A 23,330-nucleotide genomic window follows, 5' to 3' on the forward strand; every position below is an offset into this window, starting at 1 on the left:
TGCTGTCGCAGCAGGATTTTTTTACAGGATAATTATGTTTCATTTTGAACTGCCAAACTATGGCAGGTACACCAGCTTATGCATGCCGTTAAACTCAAGGTTTTCGTTTGCGAGCCGTCCGATCCAGCCGCTCCCATACTGGTTGATATAAAGGAAGGCATTCCAAACTCTTTCCTGAAGCACACCCGATGGAGCAAGGTCATTTTGAAGCTGATCAAAAACCGAGAGAGGCTCCACAAATTGCTTTCGAACCGCATGGTCCATCTTGGTGTGTAAATACGCGATTTCTTTTTTAATGCGGTTCAAATTGACTTCCGACACCTTTTGAAGGGAAGGGCTGATCTCAGTTGCCAATGATCTCATGCGTTCATGCGCCCTTTCCATTTCGGCAATCGTCTCCGCATACATCTTTTCCGTTTCATACGGCTTGTGGGTTTCATACCACTCCTGTTTACTGGAATCTGTTCCTTGCTGAAGAACTTTTCTTGGCGTTAAACCCGTTTCTTGCATCTGTTTCTCGTTTTTCTCGGTAATAAGTGTAATGGACAGCCTTGGAACGAGCGGAGGCATTTTAAAGCCAAAAAGATGAAATACTTCTTTCAGCGCCGACCAATAGGCAATTTCACCAGAACCGGCTATGAAAGCCAAGGTTGGAAACAAGCTTTCCTGCATGACGGGACGTGTAACCACATTGTTGCTGAACAGTTCTGGCTTATCTTTCGTACAGGACAAAAGCTCCTGGGCACTATACGAAACTTCATTGCTTTTCGTGTGAAAATCTCCGTTTTCGTTCCGGAACAACAGCTGCCTCTCCTGATTATGATAAATAAACAGATGGGCATTATTTTCCTGAAGCTCCACCGGTGCTGGCAGCCCTTGTTCAGCGAGTTTTTCCATCCCTTTTACAAATGCCTGATCAAGGTCCTTGTTCCGGGACACCATTTTTTCCAGCATGCCAGTTTGAAGCCGCTTGAAATGAGGTTCACCGGAATCCACCACAATTAAGCCGAACTCCCCAAACAGTTCTGAAATTAATTGAGCAAAGGAATGAACGACAGTTTTTGAAGAGGCAAAGGTTTCTTTTACCTTTGAAAGAAGCGTTTTGGTTTCAGCCGTCTCTCCGAATTCCCTAAACACCGTTTCTGCCCACTCGGCCGCTTTCCCGCTGTCCCATTCCATTAATGTGGCAGACGTTTTCAACGAATTTAGAGGAGGCAATGAAATTTTTTCCGGATGCCCATTTTTCAGGACATTCACATGGTTAATTTCATCATAATCATGATCTTCCCCCGCAATCCAGAACACAGGGACAACAGGAACTCCGAGCTGACGTTCCTGCAATCTGGCAAACTGGATGATACTGATGCACTTATGAACAGTAAGAAGAGGCCCGGTCAATAGGCCGGCCTGCTGCCCGCCGATAACCGCTACTGTTTTAGGATCTTTCAGTTTATCAATATTGCGCAGAGTTTGTTTTGAGCAGGAAAATTGAAAATTATAATCAGAAAGATAATTCGCCAATTTTTCACGCTCAAACTCACGGCTGCTGAGATCCCGCATTCTTTGTTCCATGATATCCTGGGAAAACCGAGGATAGTCATAGAGGTGCTCAACTGTAGGGGCAGCAGCTGAATAAGTTGATGCTATTTGATTTTTATCTTGCAGAGGGAATTCATCGATCCTCATAAAAGTACGTCCTTTCTCTATGTATGCAACTGCTTATAGAGTATAGCAAACTACAGTATCTCCACCAAAATGAAATGCTCGCGTTTTCAGCACACGTTATTTTCTTACTGTCACTGTATGCAAAAGAAGGGGCAGCAATCACCCGATTACTCTTTGTTCTTCTGCTCAAGTGCTTTTATCCCGTAATAAACAAATGAGGTATACGGGAGATCAAAACCTTGCTTTTTGCCCTGCGACATCAGGTAACCGCTGATTGCGTCTATCTCTGTCTCACGTCCATTATCTATGTCCCTGAGCATGGATGACCGGTTTTCTCCTGTTTTTGTGCAGATTTTCAGAACATACGACCAGAGAGACTGCCGATCGGTTCTTCCTAGAGTGATGTAGGCTTCATCAAAAAGCCTTTCTGCCAGTATTGTTAAATGAGGGTTGGTCAACACTTCGCCATTCTTTACGCCGAACAAGGCAGTGATCGGGTTAATCACACTGTTTACGACCAGCTTTTCCTGCATGATTCCAGACAATTGCTCTGCCAGTGCCACTTCGAAGCCATACTTTTTCATTCTTTCCCAAAACAGCCACTCGATGCTTCCTCTGAAGGAAGATGCCCTCACTTTCCCCCATCCGGTATGGTTTACCTTGCTTTCACTCATTTTGCTCACCCCGTGCTCCACTACAGCTGCGATGATGTTATCCTGTGGCAAGGTTTGCAGCTTTTCAAGATGACTCATTCCGTTCTGGATAAAAACCAGGGTGCTTCTCTGAAATACCTGCCTTTGGCGCAAATCACAAATAACAGTTTCCAATCCATTCTGCTTCACACAAACAACCGCATAATCCGGGAGTTCATGGTACTCGGACAGAACAACTGCACAAATTTTGTAATTCTCCTCTTCCTCTGTTCCCGTTTTTACGCTAATCCCGTCTTTATTTAGAAGATCTGCTTGATCTTTTGTTCTTGTACATACTGTTACGTCCAATCCCTCTTGACTGAAAAAGGACGCAAAAAGAAGTCCAATAGCCCCCCCTCCTATGACCGCAACCTTCATTTTGTTCGACCCCTGTCTTTTTGTATTATTCTTCATCTTATCACAAAGAAAGATTTCAGTTAGTGTGCTAAATCTTTCAAAGGGATATTCCCGCCATCAACGAAAAAAGCCCCGCTGCTTACCAGCAGCGGGGCAACATTTATGTTATACAGGGTAAACAGGATGCTTTCTTTCGCTGAATACCATTTCTTTTGAAGCAAAGAAAACAAGTCGTTGATAAAGCGTTTCTCTTAAATGAGACGGCTCAACAATATCATCGATGATCAGCTCGGATGCGAGCTTATAAACGTCAATATGTTCTTTGTACTCCTGCTGCTTTTGCTGAACATACATCACGCGTTCTTTCGGATCTTCAATTTCATTGATCTTGTTGGAGTATACGGCATTAACAGCTGCCTCCGGTCCCATTACAGCAATCTGTGCAGTAGGCAGGGCAATACAGCAGTCCGGTTCAAACGCCGGGCCGGCCATCGCATAAAGGCCTGCTCCATAGGCCTTCCGCACAATAACGGAAATTTTAGGCACAGTCACATCACTCATCGCGGCAATAAGCTTCGCTCCGTGGCGGATAATTCCTGCACGCTCCACTTTTGTACCAATCATGAAGCCTGGTACATCCGCGAGAAAGAGGACCGGAATGTTAAACGCGTCGCATAGCGTGATAAATTTAGCTGCTTTATCAGCAGAGTCAACAAACAGCACGCCGCCTTTTACTTTCGGCTGGTTGGCGATCAATCCTACCGGCCGACCTTTGATCCTTGCAAAGCCGGTGACAAGTTCGGCCGCAAAAAGTTTCTTGATTTCAAAAAAGCTGCCTTCATCCGCTACCCTGTTGATAAACTCGTACATATCAAAAGGAACGTTCTGGTTTTTGGGTACGATCTCGCCAATTTCCCTTCCGGGCGCAGGTGGTTTTTCCTCCGTAATTTCCGGCTTGTGCTTATAATTGGCTGGAAAATACGATAAATAGGTTCTTGCATGAGCGATGGCTTCCTTTTCATCCGCTGCGAGAATATCTCCGCACCCGCTTACTGTACAATGCATTCTTGCTCCGCCCATTTCTTCCAGCGTCACTTTTTCTCCAATGACTTTTTCCGCCATTCTCGGTGATCCAAGATACATGGAAGCATTTTGATCCACCATGATGACCACGTCACAAAACGCAGGGATATAAGCCCCTCCTGCTGCTGAAGGTCCAAATAACAGGCAGACCTGCGGAACCATGCCGGACATTTTCACCTGGTTGTAAAATATTCTTCCTGCCCCCCGGCGGTTGGGAAACATATCAATTTGGTCTGTAATCCGTGCACCGGCAGAGTCGACCAAATAGAGCATTGGAACCTTCAGGCGCTGTGCCGTTTCCTGAATGCGGATAATTTTTTCAACTGTCCGCGCTCCCCATGACCCCGCTTTGACAGTCGAATCGTTAGCCATGGCACAAACGGTCTGACCGTTTATTTTTCCTGTTACCGTAATGACTCCGTCTGCCGGAAGATCGCCAGCCTGATTATTGGCGAACAATCCATCTTCCTCATAAAATTCCCCTTCATCAAATAATAGCGAAAGGCGCTCTCTGGCAAATAGTTTATTTTGAGAAGCATTTTTGGCGTGATACTTTTGTGCCCCGCCTTCCTTAATCTTGCTGACTAGTGTTTCGTACGACACATCTGTTTTTGTAGAATCCATGGTATCCCTCCGTTTGCATTAAAGAGTGAGCGCTCGTTCAGTTCATATCCAACCCATCAGGCCAGAGTGACCAGCACATCTCCTTCATTTACGAAATCCCCAACGGCTACTTTTATTTCTTCTACCGTACCTGCTGCTTCCGCTTCAATAGGAATTTCCATTTTCATGGATTCAAGAACAACCACACTTTGCCCGGCAGTGACTTGATCCCCCTCTGAAACCGCGATATTCCATACTGTTCCTGCCATAGATGCTGTTACCTGTTTCATGTTCAAACACTCCACTCTTATTGGTTTTGTTCAATCAGCTTGGGCTTTTCCATTAAAAAACCCGTTGTATAGTTTCCTTGTTGAAAATCGGTATCTTCCAGTATTTTTTTGAACAGCGGGGCGTTGGTTTTGATACCTTCCAAATAAAATGAATCAAAGAATTCAGAGGCTTTTTTGAGACAATCGGCCCTGTTGGAATCGCTTACAATAATTTTCGCAATCATTGGATCGTAGAAAGGTGAAACCGTATTTCCTTTTTCATATCCAGCGTCGATCCGGATTCCTTCTCCTTCCGGAAGGCGCAGATCCTTAATCTTTCCTGGTGATGGCAGGAACTTTGCCGGATCTTCAGCATACAGACGGAATTCGATACTGTGGCCTTGCTGCTGCACTTCATTCTGCAGGAGTGCCAGTGGTTTTCCTTCAGCGACTTCGATCTGCCACCTCACCAGGTCAAGGCCTGTTGTCATTTCGGTAACCGGATGCTCCACCTGCAGCCGGGTATTCATCTCCAGAAAAAAGAAATTTGCGTTCTCGTCGACAATGAATTCGACAGTCCCGGCATTGGTGTAAGATACCGACTGAGCTGCCCTTACTGCGGCTCTTCCCATCTTCACGCGCAATTCCTCTGTTAAATACGGGGATGGCGATTCTTCAATAACTTTTTGATGACGCCTTTGAATGGAACAATCTCTCTCGAACAAATGGATGACATTGCCCTGTTGATCACCAAACACCTGAACTTCAATATGCCGTGCCGGACTGATGTATTTTTCAATAAACATGCGGTCATTGCCAAAATACATCTTGGCCCTTTGCTGGCTGGATACAAATTGTTTTTTTAATGTTTCTTCATTGTCACACTTTACCATTCCAATTCCGCCGCCACCTGCGCTTGCCTTCAGCATCACTGGGTAGCCTATTTGACTGGCAATGGTCAGTGCTTCTTCTGCATCATTAATTGGATCGATCGTTCCCGGCACTACCGGAACCCCCGCTTTTTCCATCGTTCGTCTTGCCTCTACCTTATCTCCCATAGCTTCTACTACTTGCCATGACGGACCGATAAACGTGATTCCGAGCTCTTCTATTTGTTTAACAAATGTTCCATTTTCAGAAAGGAAGCCGTAGCCCGGATGGATAGCGTCCACATTTTCCTTTTGGGCAATTTCAATGATTTTGTCCTGATTCAAATAGGATTTTACAACCGGAGGCTCCCCAAGATGATAGGAGCGTGTGGCCTGCTGTACATAAGGCAAATCTTTGTCAGCATCCGAATATACCACTATGGATTCTATCCCCATCTCTTGACAGGTGCGTACAATCCTGGCCGCTATTTCTCCCCTGTTTGCAATTAGTATTTTTTTCACTATATATCCTCCCTTCGCTGCCTAAATAAGCTATTTCGACAAAACCAACCAAAATTCCTTTTGCGGAAACGCCAACAAAACGAATATTTCTTTTTTAAAGAATTTTTAGCATAATTAGTATATACTAAAAGTGAGATCTTCAACAGAGTCATTAGAGGGGGAACTGAAAATGAACACCAAAGAAAAGTACGCCGTAAAACGCTTGGTAGTCAACTATAAAACTCTTGAAGAGTTCAAGCAGTTCAAGGAATATGGCATACAGGAATTGTCGATGCTCGAAGACCTTCAGGACAACATTATTGAAAATGACAGTGAGTCTCCATTTTACGGAATTTATTTTGGCGACAAATTGGTTGCCCGAATGAGTTTATATCGAATTGAGGCTGCTTACGACCGTTATTTTAGCCCTCCGCAGGATTATTTCGAGTTGTGGAAGCTTGAAGTACTGCCTCAATTCCACGGCAAAGGCTATGGAAGAGCGCTCGTTCAATTTGCGCAGTCATTTAACCTTCCTGTCAAAACGAATGGCAGACAGCAATCAAGCGGTTTTTGGGAGAAGATGGGCTTCGAAGCGGTAACGTATAATGAAGAACGAGACCGTGGGGAAAATCCATATGTCTATTTTCCAAAGGGTGTTACAGAACAAACACGTTAAAACCGATCTCATGACAGCAAAAAGATGGCGGGTTCGCCATCTTTTTTATTTTTCCAGTTTCTGAAGTCCTTCCACCTGAAACATGAGAGAACCGGATTCTTCCTCTGTCCCGACAATTTTTCTGGCCCGGTCCATAATTTCAATGAGCGCCTTATAGTCCTCACATACCAGTTTGTATTCATGATTCAGTTTTTGAAGGTGGGTCTGGTATTGGGCATTTTGGGACTTTAGCTCTTCCACCTGGTTCCGGAGTTTAATCATTTCTTGATCGGAACGCCTTTCTTCGGAAGATTTGAAATTTTTCAGGAAGACAATAACATCATCCAACGACAAAACCTTTTCTTTCGAAACCCTATAATCTTCCTGTTTTGCAGCCTGATCTACCATCGGGTCATTGCTTTCCTCGGACGTACTTTTGCCTTTGCTTCTTTCTTTTCTTTGCCTTTTGGCAATGGCAATTGCAGATTCATACCGTTTGCGAATCAGTGAGTTCCATCGGAACCCACAGGCAGCAGATGTTCTTGAAAGCTTTTCTCCCACTTCTTCAAACGCTGCAAGCTGTGTGCTCCCTTCTCTGATATGGCGAAGAACAACTTCTGCTAGCAATACATCCTCTTCCTGGTTCCAAGCATCCTGGCGAACTACAGTCAACCTAATCCCTCCATTGTTTATGTCGTTTTTACATAGATATGCTATTACTAGATAAGATAGACTTTAGTTCTAGTAAGATGAACGTCTCCATCGTACGTTTTCCCATTCGCCAGGATACTATACTTAGCAATTTGACCGTAATATCCGCTTAAATATTGTTATTAAAGAAGGCTGAAACCGCATGGTGATGAACATCCGATTCCCACAGTTGGGCACACGCTTTTATTTCATCCTCCACCCTTTTGTCGACGTTTCTTCCTTTCAGGCTGTCCAGATATACTTTTTTATAGGCCTCAAGTACTTCAACTGCGTGTTCTGTATATCTGTTCAAATAGCTGCAGCATTCTTCAACCAGGCTTCCATTTTTGATTAAATGCTGCAAAAATCCTTTTTCTGCTGCTTGTTTGGCCGTGATTTTTCCGGCTGACCACAACAAATCAAGAGCTTGCAGTTTTGGGATTCTTTCCATCAGATAAGTGCCTCCGCCCCATCCTGTTGTAATCCCCAGTGTTCCTTGAATGAAGCCCACCTTGGCATTTGCCGAGGCAATTCGCAGATCACAGGCCGCGGCAATCTCACACCCTCCTCCAACTGCTGTTCCATTCAAAAGTGCCACAGTGGGCTTTGGAAAGTAAAATAGCTTTTTTAAAACCTTTCCCATCTTGGATAACATGCTATATGCCTCATCTGAGGTTTTTAGACCGGAAAATGCTTTCAAATCACCGCCCGCGCAGAATACATCATGACCTGCTCCCCTGATGACCAGGATTTTAATATCGCCATTATGGCGTGCTTGGTCTATGTAATTCTCCAATAGCTGGATGACTTCAAAATCCACGGCATTTCTCACGTGGGGCCGGTTGATTGTAATCCAGCCTATGTTTTGCTTGATTTCATACAAGACTTTTACCATAAAAATTCCCCCTTCGCTTCATCCATATAGTTCGTTTTTCAACTGAAAAACTCCTTTAAACAAGCAAAGAGTTCACCACTGCGTAAAAAAAATAAAAAAAAACAGGAAACCTCATAGGGCTTCCCGTTCTTCATTATTTGCTGATTACTTCTTTTCCTTTGTAAGAACCGCATTCACGGCATACTCGGTGAGATAGTTTGTATTCTCCACATTGTGGACATTTTACCATACCAGGCATTTCAAGCTTGTAGTGTGTACGGCGCTTGGCTTGGCGGGTTTGGGACGTTCTGCGAAAAGGTACTGCCATGTTATCCACCTCCTTAAAATAGGTATGGGTCCGAATCATTCAGATCACCATTTTTTTACGATTTGTCTTTGTCAAAAAACTTCGCAAGATCGGCAAGTCTCGGGTCAATCCGGTTCTTGCGGTCTTCCTCGGTAACGACCTGCCATCCTTCTCCCTCAGGCGGTGCTTTTTTATCCGGCGCATCAGCCCCGGCAACCACCTTGATCGGCTTTTCAAGCAGAATTTGCTCTTGTATATATGGCATCAGATCGAGAAAGTGACCTTCTACAGTATGAAGGTTCTCCTCATCCACCGGTACCGTATAGGAAGGATCAAGAAGAAAGAGTTCGGTTGTTTTTATCGAAAATGGAAAATGGACATCCGCTAATGTATTCGCACAAGGAAGCGTCATTTCTCCCTGAATGTTCAGGTAAAAGGTAGCTCTTTGCTGTGTTACATCAGCATGTCCGCTAACATGAACAGGTGGTATATCGCGTATTTCTTTATCAAGCGACTTAAGCTCACTTGCATCAACATACTCATCAAATTCAAGCGGTTTTCGATAAAAGTTTTTTAATTCCTGTAGTGACCATTTCATATCGTTTCACCTCAAGGCAACAGTAATAATTATATCGGCCATAAAGAGAAATGTCAACATAATATCTTTACAGCATATTCTTTCAAGCTTAGGCATTTAAAGTTAAAATAAAAGTACCATTACAGCAATCAACAAGGAGGCAGATCATGAAAGCCTGCGGCATCATCGTTGAGTACAATCCATTTCATAACGGTCATTCTTATCATTTACAACTATCAAAAAAACAAACAGAAAGCGATTGTATAATCGCAGTCATGAGCGGCAACTTTCTTCAGCGTGGAGAACCTGCCATTATGTCTAAATGGGAAAGAGCAAAGACAGCCCTTATGGGCGGCGCGGATCTTATTATAGAACTTCCCTATTTGTACGCGGTGTCGCCTGCTCCGGTTTTCGCACAAGCGGGCGTCAGACTGCTTCAGGCCTTAAGAGCAAAGACTCTTTGTTTTGGAAGCGAGTCCGGAAATATTGATTTATTTTACCATACGATCTCCCAATTGGAGAAGCAAAAGGATTTATATGATGAAGCGTTCCATTCATACAGCAAACAAGGATACTCCTTTCCTAAAGCTTCCTCTCTTGCCGCCGATTCCCTATCATGGGATTCCGCTGCCCTGGATTTATCACAACCAAACAATATATTGGGAATGGAATATGTAAAAGCGATCGTTAACAGCCATGTACCAATGGAGGCACATACCATCAAACGCATTGGTGCATCTTTCCATGAAGAACGCATGGACGCCCATCAGATTGCCAGTGCAACTGCCATTCGAAAAACCTTGAATAGCTCCAAGAAGCCTTGCGTTTCTTCCATTGAACAAGCTGTTCCTTCCGATACATCCTTGATCCTTTCACACTACCTGAAGGAAAATGGACAGTTCACGACATGGGATTCCCTGTTTCCCCTCTTGCGTTACAAGCTGCTGGCTACATCTGCTGAAGAACTGCGAAAACTTTATGAGGTTGAAGAAGGTTTGGAATACCGGCTGAAGGAGACCATCCGGCACGCTGATTCTTTTCATTCTTTCATGACTGCTTTAAAAACCAAACGATACACATGGACAAGGCTGCAGCGCATGTGTCTTCACATCCTGAATCATATCTCAAGAACCGATGCAGAGGCGGCTTTAAAGGAAGGTCCCCCTTACCTCCGGATACTGGGGATGAGCGATGTAGGACAATGCTATTTAAATGCCGTTAAAAAGCAGGCGGATCTTCCCGTTCTTACGACTCTTTCCAAAATGCAGCACCCGTTGATCGACCTGGAAAAGCGTGTATCGGCGGTTTACTTCGGCGGTTATCCGCAAACCGTTCTTACAAAAAAAATAAAGGAGGAATACAGTACCCCTCCTTTACGCTTTCAAAAAGATAAGGGTCTATTCATTTGACCCTTATTTTTTAGTTTTTAATTTTTTTAAATAATCCAGAGCATCATCCATTTTCTTAACCGGAACAATTTTCATGGAGGTGTTAATATCCTTGGCAGCCTTTAAGGCATCTTTATAATTATTGTCGCTTACCGGTGCGAAGAAGATTTCAGCTCCCGCTTTGTCAGCAGCAACAATTTTTTGCTGGATGCCGCCAATTGGACCAACCTCCTCATTGATGTTGATGGTACCGGTACCCGCAATTTTATGGCCCTTTGTCATGTCTCCCTCAGTTAACTGGTTCAAAATTTCAAGAGAGAACATAAGTCCGGCTGATGGTCCTCCAATTTCGCTCGTTTTTATGTTGATTGGTGGGTCTACCTTGATTTCTACGTCTGTCACAGGATATGTAATACCAATTCCCGCCCGTTTTTCGTTATTCTGGCTCAGCTTTTTCGGGAATTTTTCAAGCGCCACCGTCCGGTTCAGCGTTTTCTTGCCTCTTAGCACCTTCAGTTTTACTTTGTCTCCCGCTTTCTTATCGGCCAACCATTTCAAAAGCTCCTCTGTTGTTTTAACCGGCTTTCCTTCGAGCTCCACAATTTCGTCTCCGACCTTCAGTTTCCCTTCGGCAGGCATGCCGGAAATGATGCCGGTAACGTAGACACCTTTGCTGATGATATCCACTTTCTTACCGGCCTTCCTGTAGGCAACAACGGTAGCAGCGTGCTGGGAGTCCTGCATCATTTGCAGCTGGCGCTGATTGTATTCTTCGTCAGTTTCGTCTTCTGCTCTTACATTATCAGCGGGAAGCAGTTCCCTGTAATCACTTACTTTTGCATACAAATACTGCGGAATATTGGCTTTGCCAATTCGGACAGTCGTCAGCATAAAGCTTCCTTGTTCTTTATCCCCGCCTTTGACATGGATAATCGGTGCCAGTTCATTGGCACTGCCAGGTGATGTTACGTAGTAGGGCAATGGGTACAAGCCAATCACTAGGGCAATTACGATAATGCCGATCAGTGAAAGTCTATTGACCCATCCCATCTTCCGGGGATTCTGTGTATCTTTCATGATTGTTCTCCTTCCAGGTCTCAATTTTATGCTTAATGCTCTCAATTTTGCTTTTTCCTGCCTCTTCCCCGATTGATATGATTTCGTTCACATTTTTAAAAGCGGTGGAACTGAATTGTTCAACCATGGGCCGCACCATAATATCAGCAGAGATTTCATGATACCGCACAATCTCTCTTTGCATAATATCAATGCTTTGAACAATCACGTCCAAAATGGAAGCCATCTCAGGCTGAGCTTTAAAATGGGAAATGTCCACAGCAACCACGATATCCGCACCCATTTCCCTGACGACTGCAGCAGGTACCCTTTCAATGACTCCCCCGTCGACCAGCAGCCTTCCATCTATCTTTTCGGGAACAAAGATACCCGGTATAGAGATGCTGGCCCGGACTGCTTCAGCAATCGGTCCATTTCGAAAGACGATTTTTTCGCCCTTGATCAGGTCCGTAGCTACTATGGAAATCGGAATAATGGTATCTTCTATCCTTTTATTTTGTGTAAGGAGCCGGATCAATTCCTTTATTTTTTTGCCAGAAACAAAACCCATTTTTGGAACTGTATAATCCATATAATACTTTCTTTTAAACAAAGTTGCCATTTTTATGAGATTTTCATTATTATGGCCCATTCCCACCATCGCTCCCACAAGTGCACCCATGCTGCTTCCCGCGATCATGTCAATGGGAATTCCCGCCTCACGGAGCGCTTTGATCACACCGATATGTGCAAAGCCCCGTGCTCCTCCTGAACCTAGTGCCAAACCGACAATTGGCCTGTGCATTGGGGTTACCTCCTAACTGTTGTCCTTTTTAAGATATGGTCTAAAAACCTAAGCTATACGTATAAATATATGGATGGACAAGGGGATGTATGGTCAGAGATTGTTCTTTATGATCGGGGGGATCAAAGTGAAATGGAATTTTTTTAAATCGATCGCTCTTTCGGTCGCGGCGATTATCCTTGCAGGTGCAGTCATGATATTTCCCAAAGAGGCTTTCGGCGCCTCACTTGACGGACTAAAATTGTGGTGGGATGTAGTTTTCCCTTCTCTTTTACCCTTTTTTATTCTATCTGAAATCCTGATCGGATTTGGAGTGGTTCATTTTTTTGGTGTGCTGTTCGAACCTCTTATGCGTCCTTTATTCAGAGTGCCGGGATCCGGAGGGTTTGTATGGGCGATGGGACTTTCATCCGGCTTCCCGGCAGGTGCCAAACTGACCGCAAGATTATGGCAGGAAAAGCAAATTACAACCATTGAAGCAGAGCGTCTCGTCTCGTTTACGAACTGTTCAAATCCCCTCTTTATTTTTGGCGCGGTTGCAGTTGGTTTTTTCAATAATCCTTCCCTTGGAATTGTTCTTGCTTTGAGCCACTATGTGGGAAATATACTTGTCGGGCTTGCCATGAGATTTCATGGCAGGCGACGTTTAAAAGAAAAGAATACTTCCACCCCATTGCACAGGGTTCAGCCACTTCGCGCCTTACAAAAAATGCACGAAGCCAGGCTTTCTGACGGCCGTCCAATCGGCAAGCTTTTGGGAGATGCGGTTCAGTCATCCATTTCTACCCTCTTGATGATCGGTGGATTTGTTATATTATTTTCAGTGATCAACCGGGTACTGAGCCTCCTGTCGATCACCCCGCTTTTTTCCAATATCCTTGAGAAAGGTCTTTCTGTCTTTTCTATTTCGGGCTCTCTCAGTTATCCATTCATCTCAGGATTATTTGAAATTACAATGGGAAGCAAGCTGGCGAGTCAAAGTCCGTCCTTATTGATGCAGCAATGTATCGTCGTCAGTTTTATCCTGGCATTCAGCGGATTTTCAGTTCAGGCTCAGGTGGCAAGTATACTATCGGAGACCGATATCTCATTTCGGCCTTTCTTTCTGGCCAGACTGCTCCATGGTGTTTTTGCTGCGGCTCTTTCCGCCATTCTGTTTCCGGTGTTTCTCTCCCCACATTCAAAATCCGCCATCGCAGTCTGGGCGGATGGACATCTAAAGCAGTATCCCTGGTCTCATTATTACCATTATTTCTTGCAAATAGGTTCCTTGCTCACACTTACTGCTCTTATCCTCTCCATATTCCTGTGGGGCCTCAAACACTCAAAAGAGAAAAAACACCCCCGTTTTCATTAACGGGGGGTGCCAAACTTTTCTTTCAATGCATCTTGGACAGCAGGTGGAACAAGGTCGGCTACAGAGGCATGATATTTTGCCGCTTCTTTTACGATACTGGAGCTTAAAAAGGAATATTGATTGTTTGTCATCATAAAAAAAGTTTCAATTTCTTCATTTAGTTTTTTGTTGATCGAAGCAATCTGCATTTCATATTCAAAATCCGAAACCGCCCGGAGTCCCCGCAAAATAACATTGGCCCCTATACTTTTGACATAATCAATCAAAAGTCCGCTGAACGAATCCACCCTCACGTTAGGAAGGTCTCTCGTTACTTCTTGCAGCAGAGAAATTCTCTCTTCCACAGAAAACAACGGTTTTTTGCCCTGATTGTTAGCAACCACGACGATTACTTCATCAAATACGTTGGCTCCCCGTTTGATAATGTCCAAATGTCCGAGGGTAACAGGATCAAAACTTCCCGAACACACCGCTTTTTTATTCAATGCAACCACCTCATGCTCTCTTTTTAGGCATAACTTCTCTATATTCACTGACCTTGCAGCCGGTATAACGATATCGTCGTACTGCCGTAGTTTTCTTCTCTGACTTTCTTTAAATTTCCGATCGCTTGTGGCAAGCGGACAGAAGGATCATGCTCAGCCACCACCTGCACATCACGATTCAATAAACCGTATTCATCGAGTTTTTTGATATCCTCAGCGATACGCTGTCTCGCATAGGGCGGATCGAGCAAGACCAGATCAAAGGCGAACTCCCTTTTTTTCAGGGCCTTCAATGCACGATGTGACTCTATTTTATAAACCTCGCTTTGTTCTTCATAACCGCATGCTTTCAAATTACTTTTCATAACTTCTGTTGCTTTGGCATCACGGTCGACAAATATAATCTTGTCCATTCCCCTGCTTAGCGCTTCAATTCCGAGACCGCCGCTTCCACCATACAAATCCAGTCCGAGACCGCCCTCAAAATAAGGGCCAATAATATTAAAAAGGGATTCTTTGATTTTATCAGTTGTAGGCCGCGTTCCTTGCCCCGGTACTGCCTTCAAAGGCCGCCCTTTGCATTCACCTGAAATGACTCTCATTTTCCCACACCTTACCGTTCATAATTACTTGTCTGTAGTTCTTCATTATCCTATCACAAATTTTTCAGAATAAACACTGCAACCCGTATAGAAAATGCCTGCCCGGTCATACTAAAGATAACAACATCCCTAAGATGTTGTTGCCAACCGCGGAGAAGACTTACTTCCCCATAAGTTCTTCCTCCGGTTTCTCCTCTCCCATCGCCTTAACGATAGTGATTGTTTACTAATCCTAAAGGCACCCCGCAGATCGTCTGCGGGGTTTTTTTTATCTTTATATGTCCCGTTTTTCATACCCTTTTCAGCCTGTACCTTCTGTGATACAGTTTTAACATGAAGGAGGCTTTATTTACTTATGATCCAGCGATTTATTGAACTTGGTGAAGGATATTCCGATATTTACGAACTGTTGGAAATTGCACGTTCCAACCAAAATAGAATCAGCCAATTACTCTGCCTTAAAACTGATATAAACGGACGATCTCAAGCATCCCTACTCGTTGTTCTTCATCCTGCCCCAGAAGGTAACTTCCAGCCGCTTTACCTCTGCCGTGAAGGCGTTCCTGTTCCATCCAAACGCTATGAGCTTTTTGAAGATCTGGCCAGAGCCGTAGAAAAGGACATTATCACCTTTGATGTTAAGTCTTCCGGCGAATTTCAGGAAAAGGAGCTTTATTACCATTACCTTACGGGCATCTTGCGATTGAATTACTTGATTCCCCCGTTAATTTAAGAATCTCCCATGTAAAAAAAGATGACCCCTTCCAAAACACGTGGGTCATCACTTTTTATAATCCCATTTTATAATCGTATTCCTTGGCTTTATCCGGGATTTTGCTTTCATATTCTGTTTTAATTTCATGCTTATGGGATCTCTTTACTTCTTTAACGAAATGGAGGGATTCCAGTTTGTTGGCTACTTCTTCAATTTTTGCAGCATCACAATAAATGACGGCATATTTCATTCGTTTTGAAATGTAATGGACATTTCCATAGCGCCTCAGCTGCTTGGAAAATTTCAGAGAATGCAAATAGACCGCAAGACCCATTCGATTACCTATCATAATGTACTCCTTTAACACCATCTTTTCATTCAGTCTAGCATGATTAAGAGCGTCCTGCAATTTAATCCCAGATTGGAAAGGAGAAAGCAAAAATGAACCTGGATGACATATGGACACGTTTTCTTACCGCATTTCGCCAGGCAGATTTTATCGTTTCCATTGAAAAAAAGCTGGTTGCTGGCCTCCCATTCCTTTATATCCTGACCAGTGGCACTGTATCAAAAGAGATGATTGAACAAACGATCAAACAGGAAGCCATCCGTGCCATGAAAGGAATGCGGCTCAATGCGGAAATCATTTACGTACGAAAAGAGGCTTTACTATATGTTTACCGTTTTCGCTTTCTTGTTCCTCAGGAAAAAATGTTTTGCTGCGGCAACCTCTGCGAAGATTGTATACGCTACCAATCCGCCACATGAAATAAGAGCTCTGTTTGAGCTCTTATCCGCAGCTGCATGCGCCTCCGCTTCCGCATCCGCCAGAACAGCTTCGTGAATCAAAAAAGGGATTCCCGGTGGGAACTTTAATTTGTTCAGATACACTGCCCGCAATGAGCGAGCTGCATTCGTTTAACAGATTTTCCAGCTCCTTTTCAGCTTTTTTAAAACTGGAGATGGTCTCATTAAAGTCAAGCTCCCGTTTTAACACTCTCACATTCGTGGAAACCGTTTTATAGTCTGGATGATATTTTCCAAACCGCTGAACTTCTTCATACAATTCTTTCACCTTGTTGAATTCTTTGATCAGGTTTTGTGCTTCTGTATCTTGTTCCAGTTTATATTTAGTTCCCCGGTATTGAATAGCGGCCTCTGATTCGGCTATCATTTTCCCGAGAAAATAAGATTCATCCAAAAGACTTACGTCTAATACTGTTCCCAGCATCCTCTCACTCCTTGATGGGTTTACTCAACTATAAATATTTCTATCATTATAACTGAATATGAAACGAGTTAAAAGAAAAATGACATTCAGGATTGACTCTGATCTCAAAAAAAACGTATAATACTCTCGTTTGTATGATATTGAGAGTGAGGACAAGAATGAAACTTGTAACGTTTAACCCATTCCGGACGATTGGCATTCCCAACGTCCAATATGTAAAACCCGATCATATGTTCAAAGAACTAGAAAAGATAAAACAAGCGGATGTTCTTTTATTTCCTGAAAACTGGCAAGTCAACTCCCTGGTCTATGGAATGAAAAAAAGAATTTTCCCAAGCATTGAAAGCATCCAGCTGGGCTACAGCAAAATGGAAATGACGAGGGCTCTGTGGACAGTGTGTCCAGAGAATGTACCTTATACTGAGATACTTGGCAATTCAAAAGATAGCAGACAAAAAGTCCTGGAAACCTTCTCTTTCCCATTTGTTGCCAAAGAAATCAGAAACTCCATGGGCAAAGGCGTTTTTCTTGTTAACAATGAAGAGGACTTCTACAATTATGCAGAAGCGAACGATGTACTGTATGTTCAGGAATATTTGCCGATCGACCGTGATCTTCGTGTGTGTGTCGTAGGAGATGAAATCATTGGCAGCTATTGGCGTATCGGAAGCAACGGCTTTCACAACAATGTCAGCCAGGGGGGGACTATTTCTTTTGACCAGATTCCGGAAGAGGCACTGGAGCTTGTCCGGCAGACAGCCAAAGCGCTAAATGTCAATCATGCGGGATTCGATATTGTAGCCGCCAATGGCAAGTACTATATCCTCGAATTCAATGTCCTTTTTGGGAACCATGCATTTAACCACCTTGAAGTTTCTCCCGAGAAAAAAATATATGAATACCTGGTAAAGGCAGAAGCCTGACAGTAAGCATGCTTTTATGTTTGAGGAGAAGCCTATTCCTTTATAGGTCTTCTCCTTTTCCCATCATGCTTAAAAAATCCATCAAAAGTCCGACAGTTTTTACCTGATTGTGAAACTTATCGACGCGCTGGCCAAAGGTCCTTCCAAAGAAAACATCCGCTTCCTTTACCATGTCTTCCAAAAGCATGGGATTCCTTGAAAGATCCCTGTACCATTTGGGCTGCTCCCTCATAAAAAACTTCAAGTCCGGCCGGCTGTGCAGATAATCAATGATCTCTCTCCTCATTGGTCACACTCCCCATTAGTCTTTATACGATGAAAAATAATTGTCTTTGGATGTGGATGACGGACTATCATACGTTTTGGAACCTTGAAATTGTTTTAATAACTGGTGAATCCCTTCGATTGCACCGCTGAACTGCGCTAAATGCTGGCCGATCTCACTTACATTGATATCCCGGAACATGCTAAAAAGGTCCCCGACGGTGATTTCTTTTTTTGTTTCTGAAGCGTCAGGCTCCTGCTTCTGCTTTCGTTCCTTCAGTCCTCTAAAATGACTATACTCTTCCTGGCTTTTTTGTTTAGGTTTATATTCGTTCCAGATGTCATGGTGTTCTCCAAGGACGACCCAATCTTCGTACACATCCCTCCACGAACGCGTATTTGAACGGACTTCTCTAATCAGCTTAGGATGCTTCTGAACAAATATTCGAAATGCCTCAACGTCTTTTTTCATCTTCTCACCCCCGGCTGTCCTTCAACGATTCCAATTCACCTATTACATGATACAGTTCCGCCTATAAAAAGGTGCGCCTATTTTTTTGCAGAGTCCCTCATTGTGAAGCGATTCCATTTATGTCAATATAAAAGAGCAACATTTCGCTGCAAGGCAGAGAGAGAGGTTTAGAAAATGGATTTGAAGAACGAAATGGAAGCCTATTGGAATGAAGCATCAGAGGAAGAAAAAATGGTGCTTACCGGGATTATGAAAGGCCTGAAAAGGAAAAGAGAAAATACATATTCAACGTATATTTCCAGCCTGATGGATATGCAGCTTAGAAAGCTGAACGAAAGCACAGTGGAAATCACTATACCTGTTACTCCTTTTTTAGATAATACAATGGGAATTGTTCATGGCGGCTTAACCGCTACGTTAATGGACACGGCGATGGGAACAGCTGCCAACCTTTCACTGCCCGAAAATTCAGCAGCCGTCACCTCGGAAATGAAAATCAATTACACATCCCCCGGAACAGGAAAATTCCTGCGCTGTATTGCCCAGGTGCTTCACCATGGCAAAAATGTGATCGTTACAGAAGCGAAGGTATACGGCGATCAAGAACAGCTCATATCCTTATCAACTGGCACATTCTTCATCATAAAAAAGTAAGGAAAAGCCAAATGGCTTTTCCTTACTTTATGGTTTTATAAAATTTTGCGTGTAATAGCTGTCATAAACACCTACACCGAGTTCTGTATAGTTCTCATTTAACATTGCTTCACGATGCCCCTGGCTGTTGAGCCAGCCACCTACTGCTGCAAGTCCATCCGTATACTGGGCTGCGATGTTTTCCCCGGCCTCGTTGTAACTTACACCACCATCTTTCAGCCTGTCAGACAAGTCTCCTGCCTTTGGGGATGTATGGGAAAAATAATCAAGCCTCGCCATTTCCCTGCTGTGAAGATAGGCGACTTTAGCTGTTTTGGCATCCCATTTCAAAGGGGTAAGCCCATGGTCTTTCCTGATCACATTGGTAAGATCAAGAATTTGCTTTTCCTGCCCTTTTTCGATTTTGCGCTTCATGCTTCCCTTAAACTCAGGCTGTGGCTTCAAGCTGCCTCTGTAAACAACAGAGTACGGTCTTTGTGCCAGTAGCGTTTCTTTATCCATATATCGGATACTGAACAACTTCTGAGAAAATTTATCAAAATAAAGCTGGGCAAAAATATCATTTAACGGAATGAGCGGGCGGGTGTTCATTTCTTCTTCCGACAGTTCAAAACGATAAAAATCATCACCCTGCTTTACGGTTATCTCACTTTTAACTTGTAACTTTTTAAGGATGGAAGTGACAGACTGGCCGATTTTGAAAGGTTTTACCGGAACTCCTTTACCTGCGGCAAAAACCGTGACCACTTTATTGTTTTTAACACCGGCCTGCAGATAGCCATCTGTGTTGGAGTAAACATACCAGTCATAGCCATAGCCTGAAGGTTCTACTCTGTCGGCCGGGCCAAGACGGTCGTTTAAGTAATCCTTGCTCTTGCCCATAAAGTTGGCGACAGTGGATTTTTCAACTCGTAATGTTTGGATACTTTCCTTTGGGATCTTCTGTTTGGTTTCCTCAGGTGAATGATTGGGATGCTGTTCACGGGTATCCAAAAAGAAAAAAATTGCAAGCAAACCCAAAAGCGTCAGAATTGCTGTTTTCTTCAAAAGCTGTACTCCCTTCAAAATACATACCTTTCCTAACTGTACTGTACTTTAAGGGATTTTGTCCATTAAAGCGAAAAAACACCCATTTTCCAGGGTGTTTTTTCAAGTTCATGGGTTATTGAAGCTGGTCTCTCTGCTCGGAAATTTCACTCAGAGCAACACCGGCTTTGGAATCGGTTTGTTTATGCACCGCGATGTCCCCCAGAGATACAATTCCGACCAAATCGCTGTTTTCAACGATCGGAAGACGGCGAATTTGATCACGTGACATCAACTCGGACGCTTCTTCCACGCTCATATCGGGAGATCCGGTTATGAGGCGGCTGCTCATTACATCGCTGACCTTCGTTGATCCCTGTTTCTTTTCAGCTACTGCGCGAATAACAATATCGCGGTCGGTAATGACGCCAAGAAGCTTTTTCCCTTCACATACTGGAATTACTCCTACATCGTCCTGCTTCATTTTAACCGCAGTTTCATAAATGTTGTCTTGTGGCGAACAAGTATCCACATTAGTGGTCATTATATCTCTTAAAGTTTTCAAAAGGATATCCTCCCATTCAATTTTTCACATTTAGTGTGATCTGCTGATGAAAAATTATACAAGGATGGATAAAGGGGAAATATTTTGACAACGATTGCATCTTCAAGATTTTCATACTATCATAGAAAAGTGAAGGTTTACATGAACATTGGGAGGTAGTGTAATGGTATTTGAAGAAAGCGGCCTAAAAGGGCAAGTTGTCCAATTTTCAATCCTGGAGCATATCATGAACAACCACGGAATCGTCCGGGCTGGACAATGGGATTATGAAAGAATTACATACGATTATAAATTTGAAGACATGACAAATGGAGACGTTTACTACTTGCGCTTCCCTTGCATCGTGGCCGAAGGTGAGATTGAACGTCCCTATGCAAAAATTGAACTTGGCGACCCCTACCTTGGAAAACACTATTACCCGCACGGTGTGGAATATGACGAGGAGTTCCCAAAGAACATCGTAGACCACTGTAAAAAAACCATTAACCTGGTTGCTGAAGAGATTAAGTAAGCTTTCTTGCCAGCAACTCGGTTGCTGAAGAGATTAAGTAAGCTTTCTTGCCAGCAACTCGGTTGCTGAAGAGATTAAGTAAGCTTTCTTGTCAGCAACTCGGTTACTGAAGAGTAAGCTTTCTTGCAGCAAAGTACAACCGAAGGATGCAAACAGAAAAAGAGTAACCCTTCCCGGCTGGGAGGGGTTACTCTTTTGGTCTGCTTTTTCCGATCGAGTAGCCTTCAAACAGCCGGCCGCCATACGGCTTCAGAACATTGTCGGCAAATCCGATCACCCGGTGCTTTTGGCGGGTCTTGTAATATTCGTCAAAGATAGAGACAAAGCACTCCGCAAACTCTTCATTAAATTCCTTGAGCGCCCTGACAATCCATTTCCCTTCCCCAATCCAGCAGCCGTTGACGCGGAGAACAAACTCATGAATTTTGGCAGCGAGCCGGGATACTGTAAATAAATCTTCTGCCGGGTTGATTGAACCTTCTAGATCATCCAGCAAGTTGGTGATTTCATACCGTGCCGAATCCACTTCCTTTGATTTCCAAGGCAGCGGACCTCTCTTCAAGAGGGCAAGTGCTTCATTTTTAATGGATGCCGCCCGACCGTTATCCTTAAGGATGATACCTTCTGCACACATTTGAGGAAGCGAGGGGCGTGCACGGTCCCTGTTTTCCTTAAAGAAGTCTTTATACGTATGAAAGCCGTGGACAAACACTTCAATAGGCCAGCCGAATTCGACAAATGACTTTCGATAAGAATGGTCCAGGGATCCGTCAAACACGATAATGTCCAAGTCCGAGCTTTCAGTTGCTTCACCTCTCACAATGCTTCCGGCTAAAAATACAACCTCAGCAACAGGAAAATATTGCTCAATAAATTTCTTTGCAGCATGGACTGCACTGTCTCTTATTGTCATTGGAATAATCTCCTTAAAAAAAGTCGTATATAAAAGGGGTCCCTGCCGGCAGAATGGATTGCAGCAGCTTGATGTCTTCGTCTTTTCCTGAAATTCTCCCAAAGCGGTGCAACTGATCCGGTGTTTTATAATTGAACAGAATAGCGCTCAGCTCCTGTATGTTTAGGGATATGCCTCTTTGAGGTGTCACCGTGCAGGAAGAATTTCCTGTTTTCGCCGGGAAAAAGTTAATCGATTTTTCTCCTTTCTGAAAAGAAATGGAATACGATCCTGCATTCCACTCGGCAACCGGGTCGTTTACATGAAGAAACAAGGTTACATTGCTCTTGCACGTAAAAGGATAATCCTTCAATGCTTCGAGAACGTTCACAATTCGCCCCATAAAATAGCTGCGCTGTTCTTGATGAATCTTCGGGTCCCCCAAGAAATACCCCATTTCATCGTCAGGAGGAACCACAATGTTCACATTCTCAATCATCGAATCATGGTTACCTATAAAGTTCCACAACCCGGTAAACCCTTCTTTGTCCAGGAAGACAAATTCTTTAATTTCCATTTCATCTTCTTTAATTGAATAAACAATATAGCCGAGCGCCTGACTTCTGCTGTTTTTATAAACCGCTATCTGTTTTTTGTTTAATATGTTGTTCTTCCACCAGACTTCGGTGCGTTTCAGCGTGCCATTATATCGAGCTGCAAATTTCTCATAGATGGGTTTTAGCGTCACCCAATCCTCAGAACCATGCCGCACTACCTTGCCTTCTACTCTTTCAAAAGGAGGGAACTGCTTTTTATGTATGTTGTACGTTTTGTAATCACAGGTGAGTTCCCACCCAAAGCCCCGGTAGAAAGAGACCGAGAACGGATGAAGCATGGAAAGGTAGATTCCAGATTGGTTCATTGTCTGTAAAGCATGCATCAGCAGCTTTCTGACCAGTCCCGTTCTTCTATTTTCCGGCCAGGTGGCCACCCCTGCCAACCCACCCATTTTTACTGCTTTACCAGAAAAATAGGCGTCAAATGGCAGCAGATGATATTTTGCCAGCAATCTCTGTTCTTGATCAAAAGCACCATAAATCGTCATCGGGTCAGTATTTGACAGACGTTTTTCAACCTCCTCAGGGGTTAAGGAATACCTGAATGCATATTGTGAAAGCTCAATCGATTCCAGTAATTCGTCGCGTTGAAGATTCCTGATCAATGCTTCCCCTCCTGTTCTCA

General features: G+C 43.6%; 29 protein-coding genes. 8 read left to right on the plus strand and 21 right to left on the minus strand.

What is annotated here, in order from left to right:
- Positions 1-57: 57 nt before the first annotated feature.
- From bshC to DMO16_RS06550, 5 genes are all read right to left on the minus strand, one after another.
- Positions 58-1,686, minus strand: a complete 1,629-nt coding sequence (gene bshC / locus DMO16_RS06530) for a bacillithiol biosynthesis cysteine-adding enzyme BshC (RefSeq protein ID WP_129476089.1) — start codon at positions 1,684-1,686, stop codon at positions 58-60.
- Positions 1,687-1,832: 146 nt separating this feature from the next.
- On the minus strand, positions 1,833-2,735 hold the full coding sequence (locus DMO16_RS06535) for a 2-dehydropantoate 2-reductase (RefSeq protein ID WP_164988869.1): 903 nt from the start codon (positions 2,733-2,735) through the stop codon (positions 1,833-1,835).
- 144 nt (positions 2,736-2,879) lie between these two features.
- Positions 2,880-4,421: an acyl-CoA carboxylase subunit beta gene (locus DMO16_RS06540; RefSeq protein ID WP_129476095.1), complete on the minus strand. Its 1,542-nt coding sequence runs from the start codon at positions 4,419-4,421 to the stop codon at positions 2,880-2,882.
- Between the two features lie 56 nt (positions 4,422-4,477).
- Positions 4,478-4,690 carry an acetyl-CoA carboxylase biotin carboxyl carrier protein subunit gene (locus tag DMO16_RS06545; protein ID WP_061969239.1) on the minus strand — a complete coding sequence of 71 codons (213 nt, stop codon included), beginning with the start codon at positions 4,688-4,690 and terminating at the stop codon, positions 4,478-4,480.
- Positions 4,691-4,707: 17 nt separating this feature from the next.
- Positions 4,708-6,060, minus strand: a complete 1,353-nt coding sequence (locus tag DMO16_RS06550) for an acetyl-CoA carboxylase biotin carboxylase subunit (RefSeq protein WP_129476098.1) — start codon at positions 6,058-6,060, stop codon at positions 4,708-4,710.
- A gap of 169 nt (positions 6,061-6,229) precedes the next feature.
- Between DMO16_RS06550 and DMO16_RS06555 the strand changes: the two genes are divergently transcribed.
- A complete protein-coding gene (locus tag DMO16_RS06555; RefSeq protein WP_129476101.1) occupies positions 6,230-6,715 on the plus strand; it encodes an N-acetyltransferase in 486 nt (161 codons plus the stop codon).
- Between the two features lie 45 nt (positions 6,716-6,760).
- Here the strand turns inward: DMO16_RS06555 and DMO16_RS06560 are convergent, their stop codons facing one another.
- The 4 genes from DMO16_RS06560 to DMO16_RS06575 all read right to left on the minus strand — a co-directional run bounded on the left by DMO16_RS06560 (position 6,761) and on the right by DMO16_RS06575 (position 9,163).
- Complete coding sequence (locus tag DMO16_RS06560; RefSeq protein ID WP_129476104.1) at positions 6,761-7,366, minus strand: RsfA family transcriptional regulator; 606 nt, start codon at positions 7,364-7,366, stop codon at positions 6,761-6,763.
- 148 nt (positions 7,367-7,514) lie between these two features.
- Positions 7,515-8,279 (minus strand): enoyl-CoA hydratase/isomerase family protein, encoded by a 765-nt coding sequence (locus DMO16_RS06565; RefSeq protein ID WP_129476107.1) that lies wholly within the window; start codon positions 8,277-8,279, stop codon positions 7,515-7,517.
- 133 nt (positions 8,280-8,412) lie between these two features.
- Positions 8,413-8,586 carry a 50S ribosomal protein L32 gene (rpmF, locus tag DMO16_RS06570; RefSeq protein ID WP_007202619.1) on the minus strand — a complete coding sequence of 58 codons (174 nt, stop codon included), beginning with the start codon at positions 8,584-8,586 and terminating at the stop codon, positions 8,413-8,415.
- A gap of 55 nt (positions 8,587-8,641) precedes the next feature.
- Positions 8,642-9,163 carry a YceD family protein gene (locus tag DMO16_RS06575; RefSeq protein ID WP_129476110.1) on the minus strand — a complete coding sequence of 174 codons (522 nt, stop codon included), beginning with the start codon at positions 9,161-9,163 and terminating at the stop codon, positions 8,642-8,644.
- Positions 9,164-9,309: 146 nt separating this feature from the next.
- On the opposite strand from DMO16_RS06575, the gene DMO16_RS06580 reads away from it, so the two are divergent.
- Positions 9,310-10,551, plus strand: a complete 1,242-nt coding sequence (locus tag DMO16_RS06580; RefSeq protein WP_129476113.1) for a nucleotidyltransferase — start codon at positions 9,310-9,312, stop codon at positions 10,549-10,551.
- A 3-nt stretch (positions 10,552-10,554) separates the two neighbouring features.
- Here DMO16_RS06580 and DMO16_RS06585 read toward each other — a convergent pair whose 3' ends face one another.
- The gene (locus DMO16_RS06585; protein ID WP_129476115.1) at positions 10,555-11,607 is read right to left on the minus strand and encodes a SepM family pheromone-processing serine protease; all 1,053 of its coding nucleotides are present in this window, start codon (positions 11,605-11,607) and stop codon (positions 10,555-10,557) included.
- Positions 11,564-12,391, minus strand: a complete 828-nt coding sequence (locus DMO16_RS06590; protein WP_061969223.1) for a patatin-like phospholipase family protein — start codon at positions 12,389-12,391, stop codon at positions 11,564-11,566. Before DMO16_RS06590 ends, DMO16_RS06585 begins: the two co-directional genes overlap by 44 nt.
- A gap of 121 nt (positions 12,392-12,512) precedes the next feature.
- On the opposite strand from DMO16_RS06590, the gene ylbJ reads away from it, so the two are divergent.
- Positions 12,513-13,748, plus strand: a complete 1,236-nt coding sequence (ylbJ, locus tag DMO16_RS06595; protein ID WP_240482282.1) for a sporulation integral membrane protein YlbJ — start codon at positions 12,513-12,515, stop codon at positions 13,746-13,748.
- Here the strand turns inward: ylbJ and coaD are convergent.
- Together coaD and rsmD are read right to left on the minus strand one after the other, a co-directional pair.
- The gene (gene coaD / locus DMO16_RS06600; protein ID WP_061969221.1) at positions 13,745-14,233 is read right to left on the minus strand and encodes a pantetheine-phosphate adenylyltransferase; all 489 of its coding nucleotides are present in this window, start codon (positions 14,231-14,233) and stop codon (positions 13,745-13,747) included. The genes ylbJ and coaD overlap by 4 nt on opposite strands.
- A gap of 44 nt (positions 14,234-14,277) precedes the next feature.
- A complete protein-coding gene (rsmD, locus tag DMO16_RS06605; RefSeq protein WP_129476118.1) occupies positions 14,278-14,835 on the minus strand; it encodes a 16S rRNA (guanine(966)-N(2))-methyltransferase RsmD in 558 nt (185 codons plus the stop codon).
- 355 nt (positions 14,836-15,190) lie between these two features.
- On the opposite strand from rsmD, the gene DMO16_RS06610 reads away from it, so the two are divergent.
- Complete coding sequence (locus tag DMO16_RS06610) at positions 15,191-15,568, plus strand: DUF7147 family protein (RefSeq protein WP_061969218.1); 378 nt, start codon at positions 15,191-15,193, stop codon at positions 15,566-15,568.
- Positions 15,569-15,623: 55 nt separating this feature from the next.
- On the opposite strand, the gene DMO16_RS06615 is transcribed toward DMO16_RS06610, so the two are convergent.
- Positions 15,624-15,899 (minus strand): YlbG family protein, encoded by a 276-nt coding sequence (locus DMO16_RS06615; protein ID WP_061969216.1) that lies wholly within the window; start codon positions 15,897-15,899, stop codon positions 15,624-15,626.
- 92 nt (positions 15,900-15,991) lie between these two features.
- On the opposite strand from DMO16_RS06615, the gene DMO16_RS06620 reads away from it, so the two are divergent.
- The gene (locus DMO16_RS06620; protein ID WP_129476120.1) at positions 15,992-16,318 is read left to right on the plus strand and encodes a hypothetical protein; all 327 of its coding nucleotides are present in this window, start codon (positions 15,992-15,994) and stop codon (positions 16,316-16,318) included.
- Positions 16,319-16,340: 22 nt separating this feature from the next.
- Here the strand turns inward: DMO16_RS06620 and DMO16_RS06625 are convergent, their stop codons facing one another.
- Positions 16,341-16,781 carry a YlbF family regulator gene (locus DMO16_RS06625; RefSeq protein WP_061969212.1) on the minus strand — a complete coding sequence of 147 codons (441 nt, stop codon included), beginning with the start codon at positions 16,779-16,781 and terminating at the stop codon, positions 16,341-16,343.
- Between the two features lie 158 nt (positions 16,782-16,939).
- Here DMO16_RS06625 and DMO16_RS06630 point away from each other — a divergent pair, with 158 nt between their 5' ends.
- Positions 16,940-17,704: an ATP-grasp domain-containing protein gene (locus tag DMO16_RS06630; RefSeq protein WP_061969210.1), complete on the plus strand. Its 765-nt coding sequence runs from the start codon at positions 16,940-16,942 to the stop codon at positions 17,702-17,704.
- 40 nt (positions 17,705-17,744) lie between these two features.
- Here DMO16_RS06630 and DMO16_RS06635 read toward each other — a convergent pair whose 3' ends face one another.
- Together DMO16_RS06635 and ylbD are read right to left on the minus strand one after the other, a co-directional pair.
- A complete protein-coding gene (locus DMO16_RS06635; RefSeq protein WP_061969208.1) occupies positions 17,745-17,990 on the minus strand; it encodes a YlbE-like family protein in 246 nt (81 codons plus the stop codon).
- Between the two features lie 15 nt (positions 17,991-18,005).
- On the minus strand, positions 18,006-18,440 hold the full coding sequence (ylbD, locus tag DMO16_RS06640; protein ID WP_129476123.1) for a spore coat protein YlbD: 435 nt from the start codon (positions 18,438-18,440) through the stop codon (positions 18,006-18,008).
- Between the two features lie 174 nt (positions 18,441-18,614).
- Here ylbD and DMO16_RS06645 point away from each other — a divergent pair, with 174 nt between their 5' ends.
- Entirely contained in the window at positions 18,615-19,094 is a 480-nt protein-coding gene (locus tag DMO16_RS06645) for a PaaI family thioesterase (RefSeq protein WP_129476126.1), read from the plus strand.
- Positions 19,095-19,121: 27 nt separating this feature from the next.
- On the opposite strand, the gene DMO16_RS06650 is transcribed toward DMO16_RS06645, so the two are convergent.
- The gene (locus DMO16_RS06650) at positions 19,122-20,141 is read right to left on the minus strand and encodes a CAP domain-containing protein (RefSeq protein WP_129476130.1); all 1,020 of its coding nucleotides are present in this window, start codon (positions 20,139-20,141) and stop codon (positions 19,122-19,124) included.
- A 115-nt stretch (positions 20,142-20,256) separates the two neighbouring features.
- On the minus strand, positions 20,257-20,685 hold the full coding sequence (locus DMO16_RS06655) for a CBS domain-containing protein (RefSeq protein WP_061969200.1): 429 nt from the start codon (positions 20,683-20,685) through the stop codon (positions 20,257-20,259).
- Positions 20,686-20,848: 163 nt separating this feature from the next.
- Here DMO16_RS06655 and DMO16_RS06660 point away from each other — a divergent pair, with 163 nt between their 5' ends.
- Positions 20,849-21,196, plus strand: coding sequence for a YugN family protein (locus DMO16_RS06660; protein WP_129476133.1), 348 nt, complete (start codon positions 20,849-20,851; stop codon positions 21,194-21,196).
- A gap of 187 nt (positions 21,197-21,383) precedes the next feature.
- On the opposite strand, the gene DMO16_RS06665 is transcribed toward DMO16_RS06660, so the two are convergent.
- Positions 21,384-22,109 carry a nucleotidyltransferase domain-containing protein gene (locus tag DMO16_RS06665; RefSeq protein WP_129476135.1) on the minus strand — a complete coding sequence of 242 codons (726 nt, stop codon included), beginning with the start codon at positions 22,107-22,109 and terminating at the stop codon, positions 21,384-21,386.
- 13 nt (positions 22,110-22,122) lie between these two features.
- Positions 22,123-23,310 carry a GNAT family N-acetyltransferase gene (locus DMO16_RS06670; RefSeq protein ID WP_164988870.1) on the minus strand — a complete coding sequence of 396 codons (1,188 nt, stop codon included), beginning with the start codon at positions 23,308-23,310 and terminating at the stop codon, positions 22,123-22,125.
- Positions 23,311-23,330 lie beyond the last annotated feature (20 nt).

The sequence above is a fragment of the Fictibacillus sp. S7 genome (genome assembly GCF_004127935.1).
GTDB classification, from domain to species: domain Bacteria; phylum Bacillota; class Bacilli; order Bacillales; family Fictibacillaceae; genus Fictibacillus_C; species Fictibacillus_C enclensis.

Excerpts from the sequence above, each read along its gene's own strand:
- DMO16_RS06660 (WP_129476133.1), top strand. The coding sequence starts at position 20,849 with ATGGTATTTGAAGAAAGCGGCCTAAAAGGGCAAGTTGTCCAATTTTCA.
- rpmF (WP_007202619.1), bottom strand. The coding sequence starts at position 8,586 with ATGGCAGTACCTTTTCGCAGAACGTCCCAAACCCGCCAAGCCAAGCGC.
- DMO16_RS06620 (WP_129476120.1), top strand. The coding sequence starts at position 15,992 with ATGAACCTGGATGACATATGGACACGTTTTCTTACCGCATTTCGCCAG.
- bshC (WP_129476089.1), bottom strand. The coding sequence starts at position 1,686 with ATGAGGATCGATGAATTCCCTCTGCAAGATAAAAATCAAATAGCATCA.
- DMO16_RS06625 (WP_061969212.1), bottom strand. The coding sequence starts at position 16,781 with ATGCTGGGAACAGTATTAGACGTAAGTCTTTTGGATGAATCTTATTTT.
- DMO16_RS06645 (WP_129476126.1), top strand. The coding sequence starts at position 18,615 with ATGGATTTGAAGAACGAAATGGAAGCCTATTGGAATGAAGCATCAGAG.
- DMO16_RS06575 (WP_129476110.1), bottom strand. The coding sequence starts at position 9,163 with ATGAAATGGTCACTACAGGAATTAAAAAACTTTTATCGAAAACCGCTT.
- DMO16_RS06555 (WP_129476101.1), top strand. The coding sequence starts at position 6,230 with ATGAACACCAAAGAAAAGTACGCCGTAAAACGCTTGGTAGTCAACTAT.
- DMO16_RS06610 (WP_061969218.1), top strand. The coding sequence starts at position 15,191 with ATGATCCAGCGATTTATTGAACTTGGTGAAGGATATTCCGATATTTAC.
- DMO16_RS06545 (WP_061969239.1), bottom strand. The coding sequence starts at position 4,690 with ATGAAACAGGTAACAGCATCTATGGCAGGAACAGTATGGAATATCGCG.
- rsmD (WP_129476118.1), bottom strand. The coding sequence starts at position 14,835 with ATGAGAGTCATTTCAGGTGAATGCAAAGGGCGGCCTTTGAAGGCAGTA.
- DMO16_RS06635 (WP_061969208.1), bottom strand. The coding sequence starts at position 17,990 with ATGAGGAGAGAGATCATTGATTATCTGCACAGCCGGCCGGACTTGAAG.
- ylbD (WP_129476123.1), bottom strand. The coding sequence starts at position 18,440 with ATGAAAAAAGACGTTGAGGCATTTCGAATATTTGTTCAGAAGCATCCT.
- DMO16_RS06580 (WP_129476113.1), top strand. The coding sequence starts at position 9,310 with ATGAAAGCCTGCGGCATCATCGTTGAGTACAATCCATTTCATAACGGT.
- DMO16_RS06535 (WP_164988869.1), bottom strand. The coding sequence starts at position 2,735 with ATGAAGGTTGCGGTCATAGGAGGGGGGGCTATTGGACTTCTTTTTGCG.
- DMO16_RS06590 (WP_061969223.1), bottom strand. The coding sequence starts at position 12,391 with ATGCACAGGCCAATTGTCGGTTTGGCACTAGGTTCAGGAGGAGCACGG.
- DMO16_RS06665 (WP_129476135.1), bottom strand. The coding sequence starts at position 22,109 with ATGACAATAAGAGACAGTGCAGTCCATGCTGCAAAGAAATTTATTGAG.
- DMO16_RS06615 (WP_061969216.1), bottom strand. The coding sequence starts at position 15,899 with ATGATAGGTAATCGAATGGGTCTTGCGGTCTATTTGCATTCTCTGAAA.
- DMO16_RS06630 (WP_061969210.1), top strand. The coding sequence starts at position 16,940 with ATGAAACTTGTAACGTTTAACCCATTCCGGACGATTGGCATTCCCAAC.
- DMO16_RS06565 (WP_129476107.1), bottom strand. The coding sequence starts at position 8,279 with ATGGTAAAAGTCTTGTATGAAATCAAGCAAAACATAGGCTGGATTACA.
- DMO16_RS06540 (WP_129476095.1), bottom strand. The coding sequence starts at position 4,421 with ATGGATTCTACAAAAACAGATGTGTCGTACGAAACACTAGTCAGCAAG.
- DMO16_RS06585 (WP_129476115.1), bottom strand. The coding sequence starts at position 11,607 with ATGAAAGATACACAGAATCCCCGGAAGATGGGATGGGTCAATAGACTT.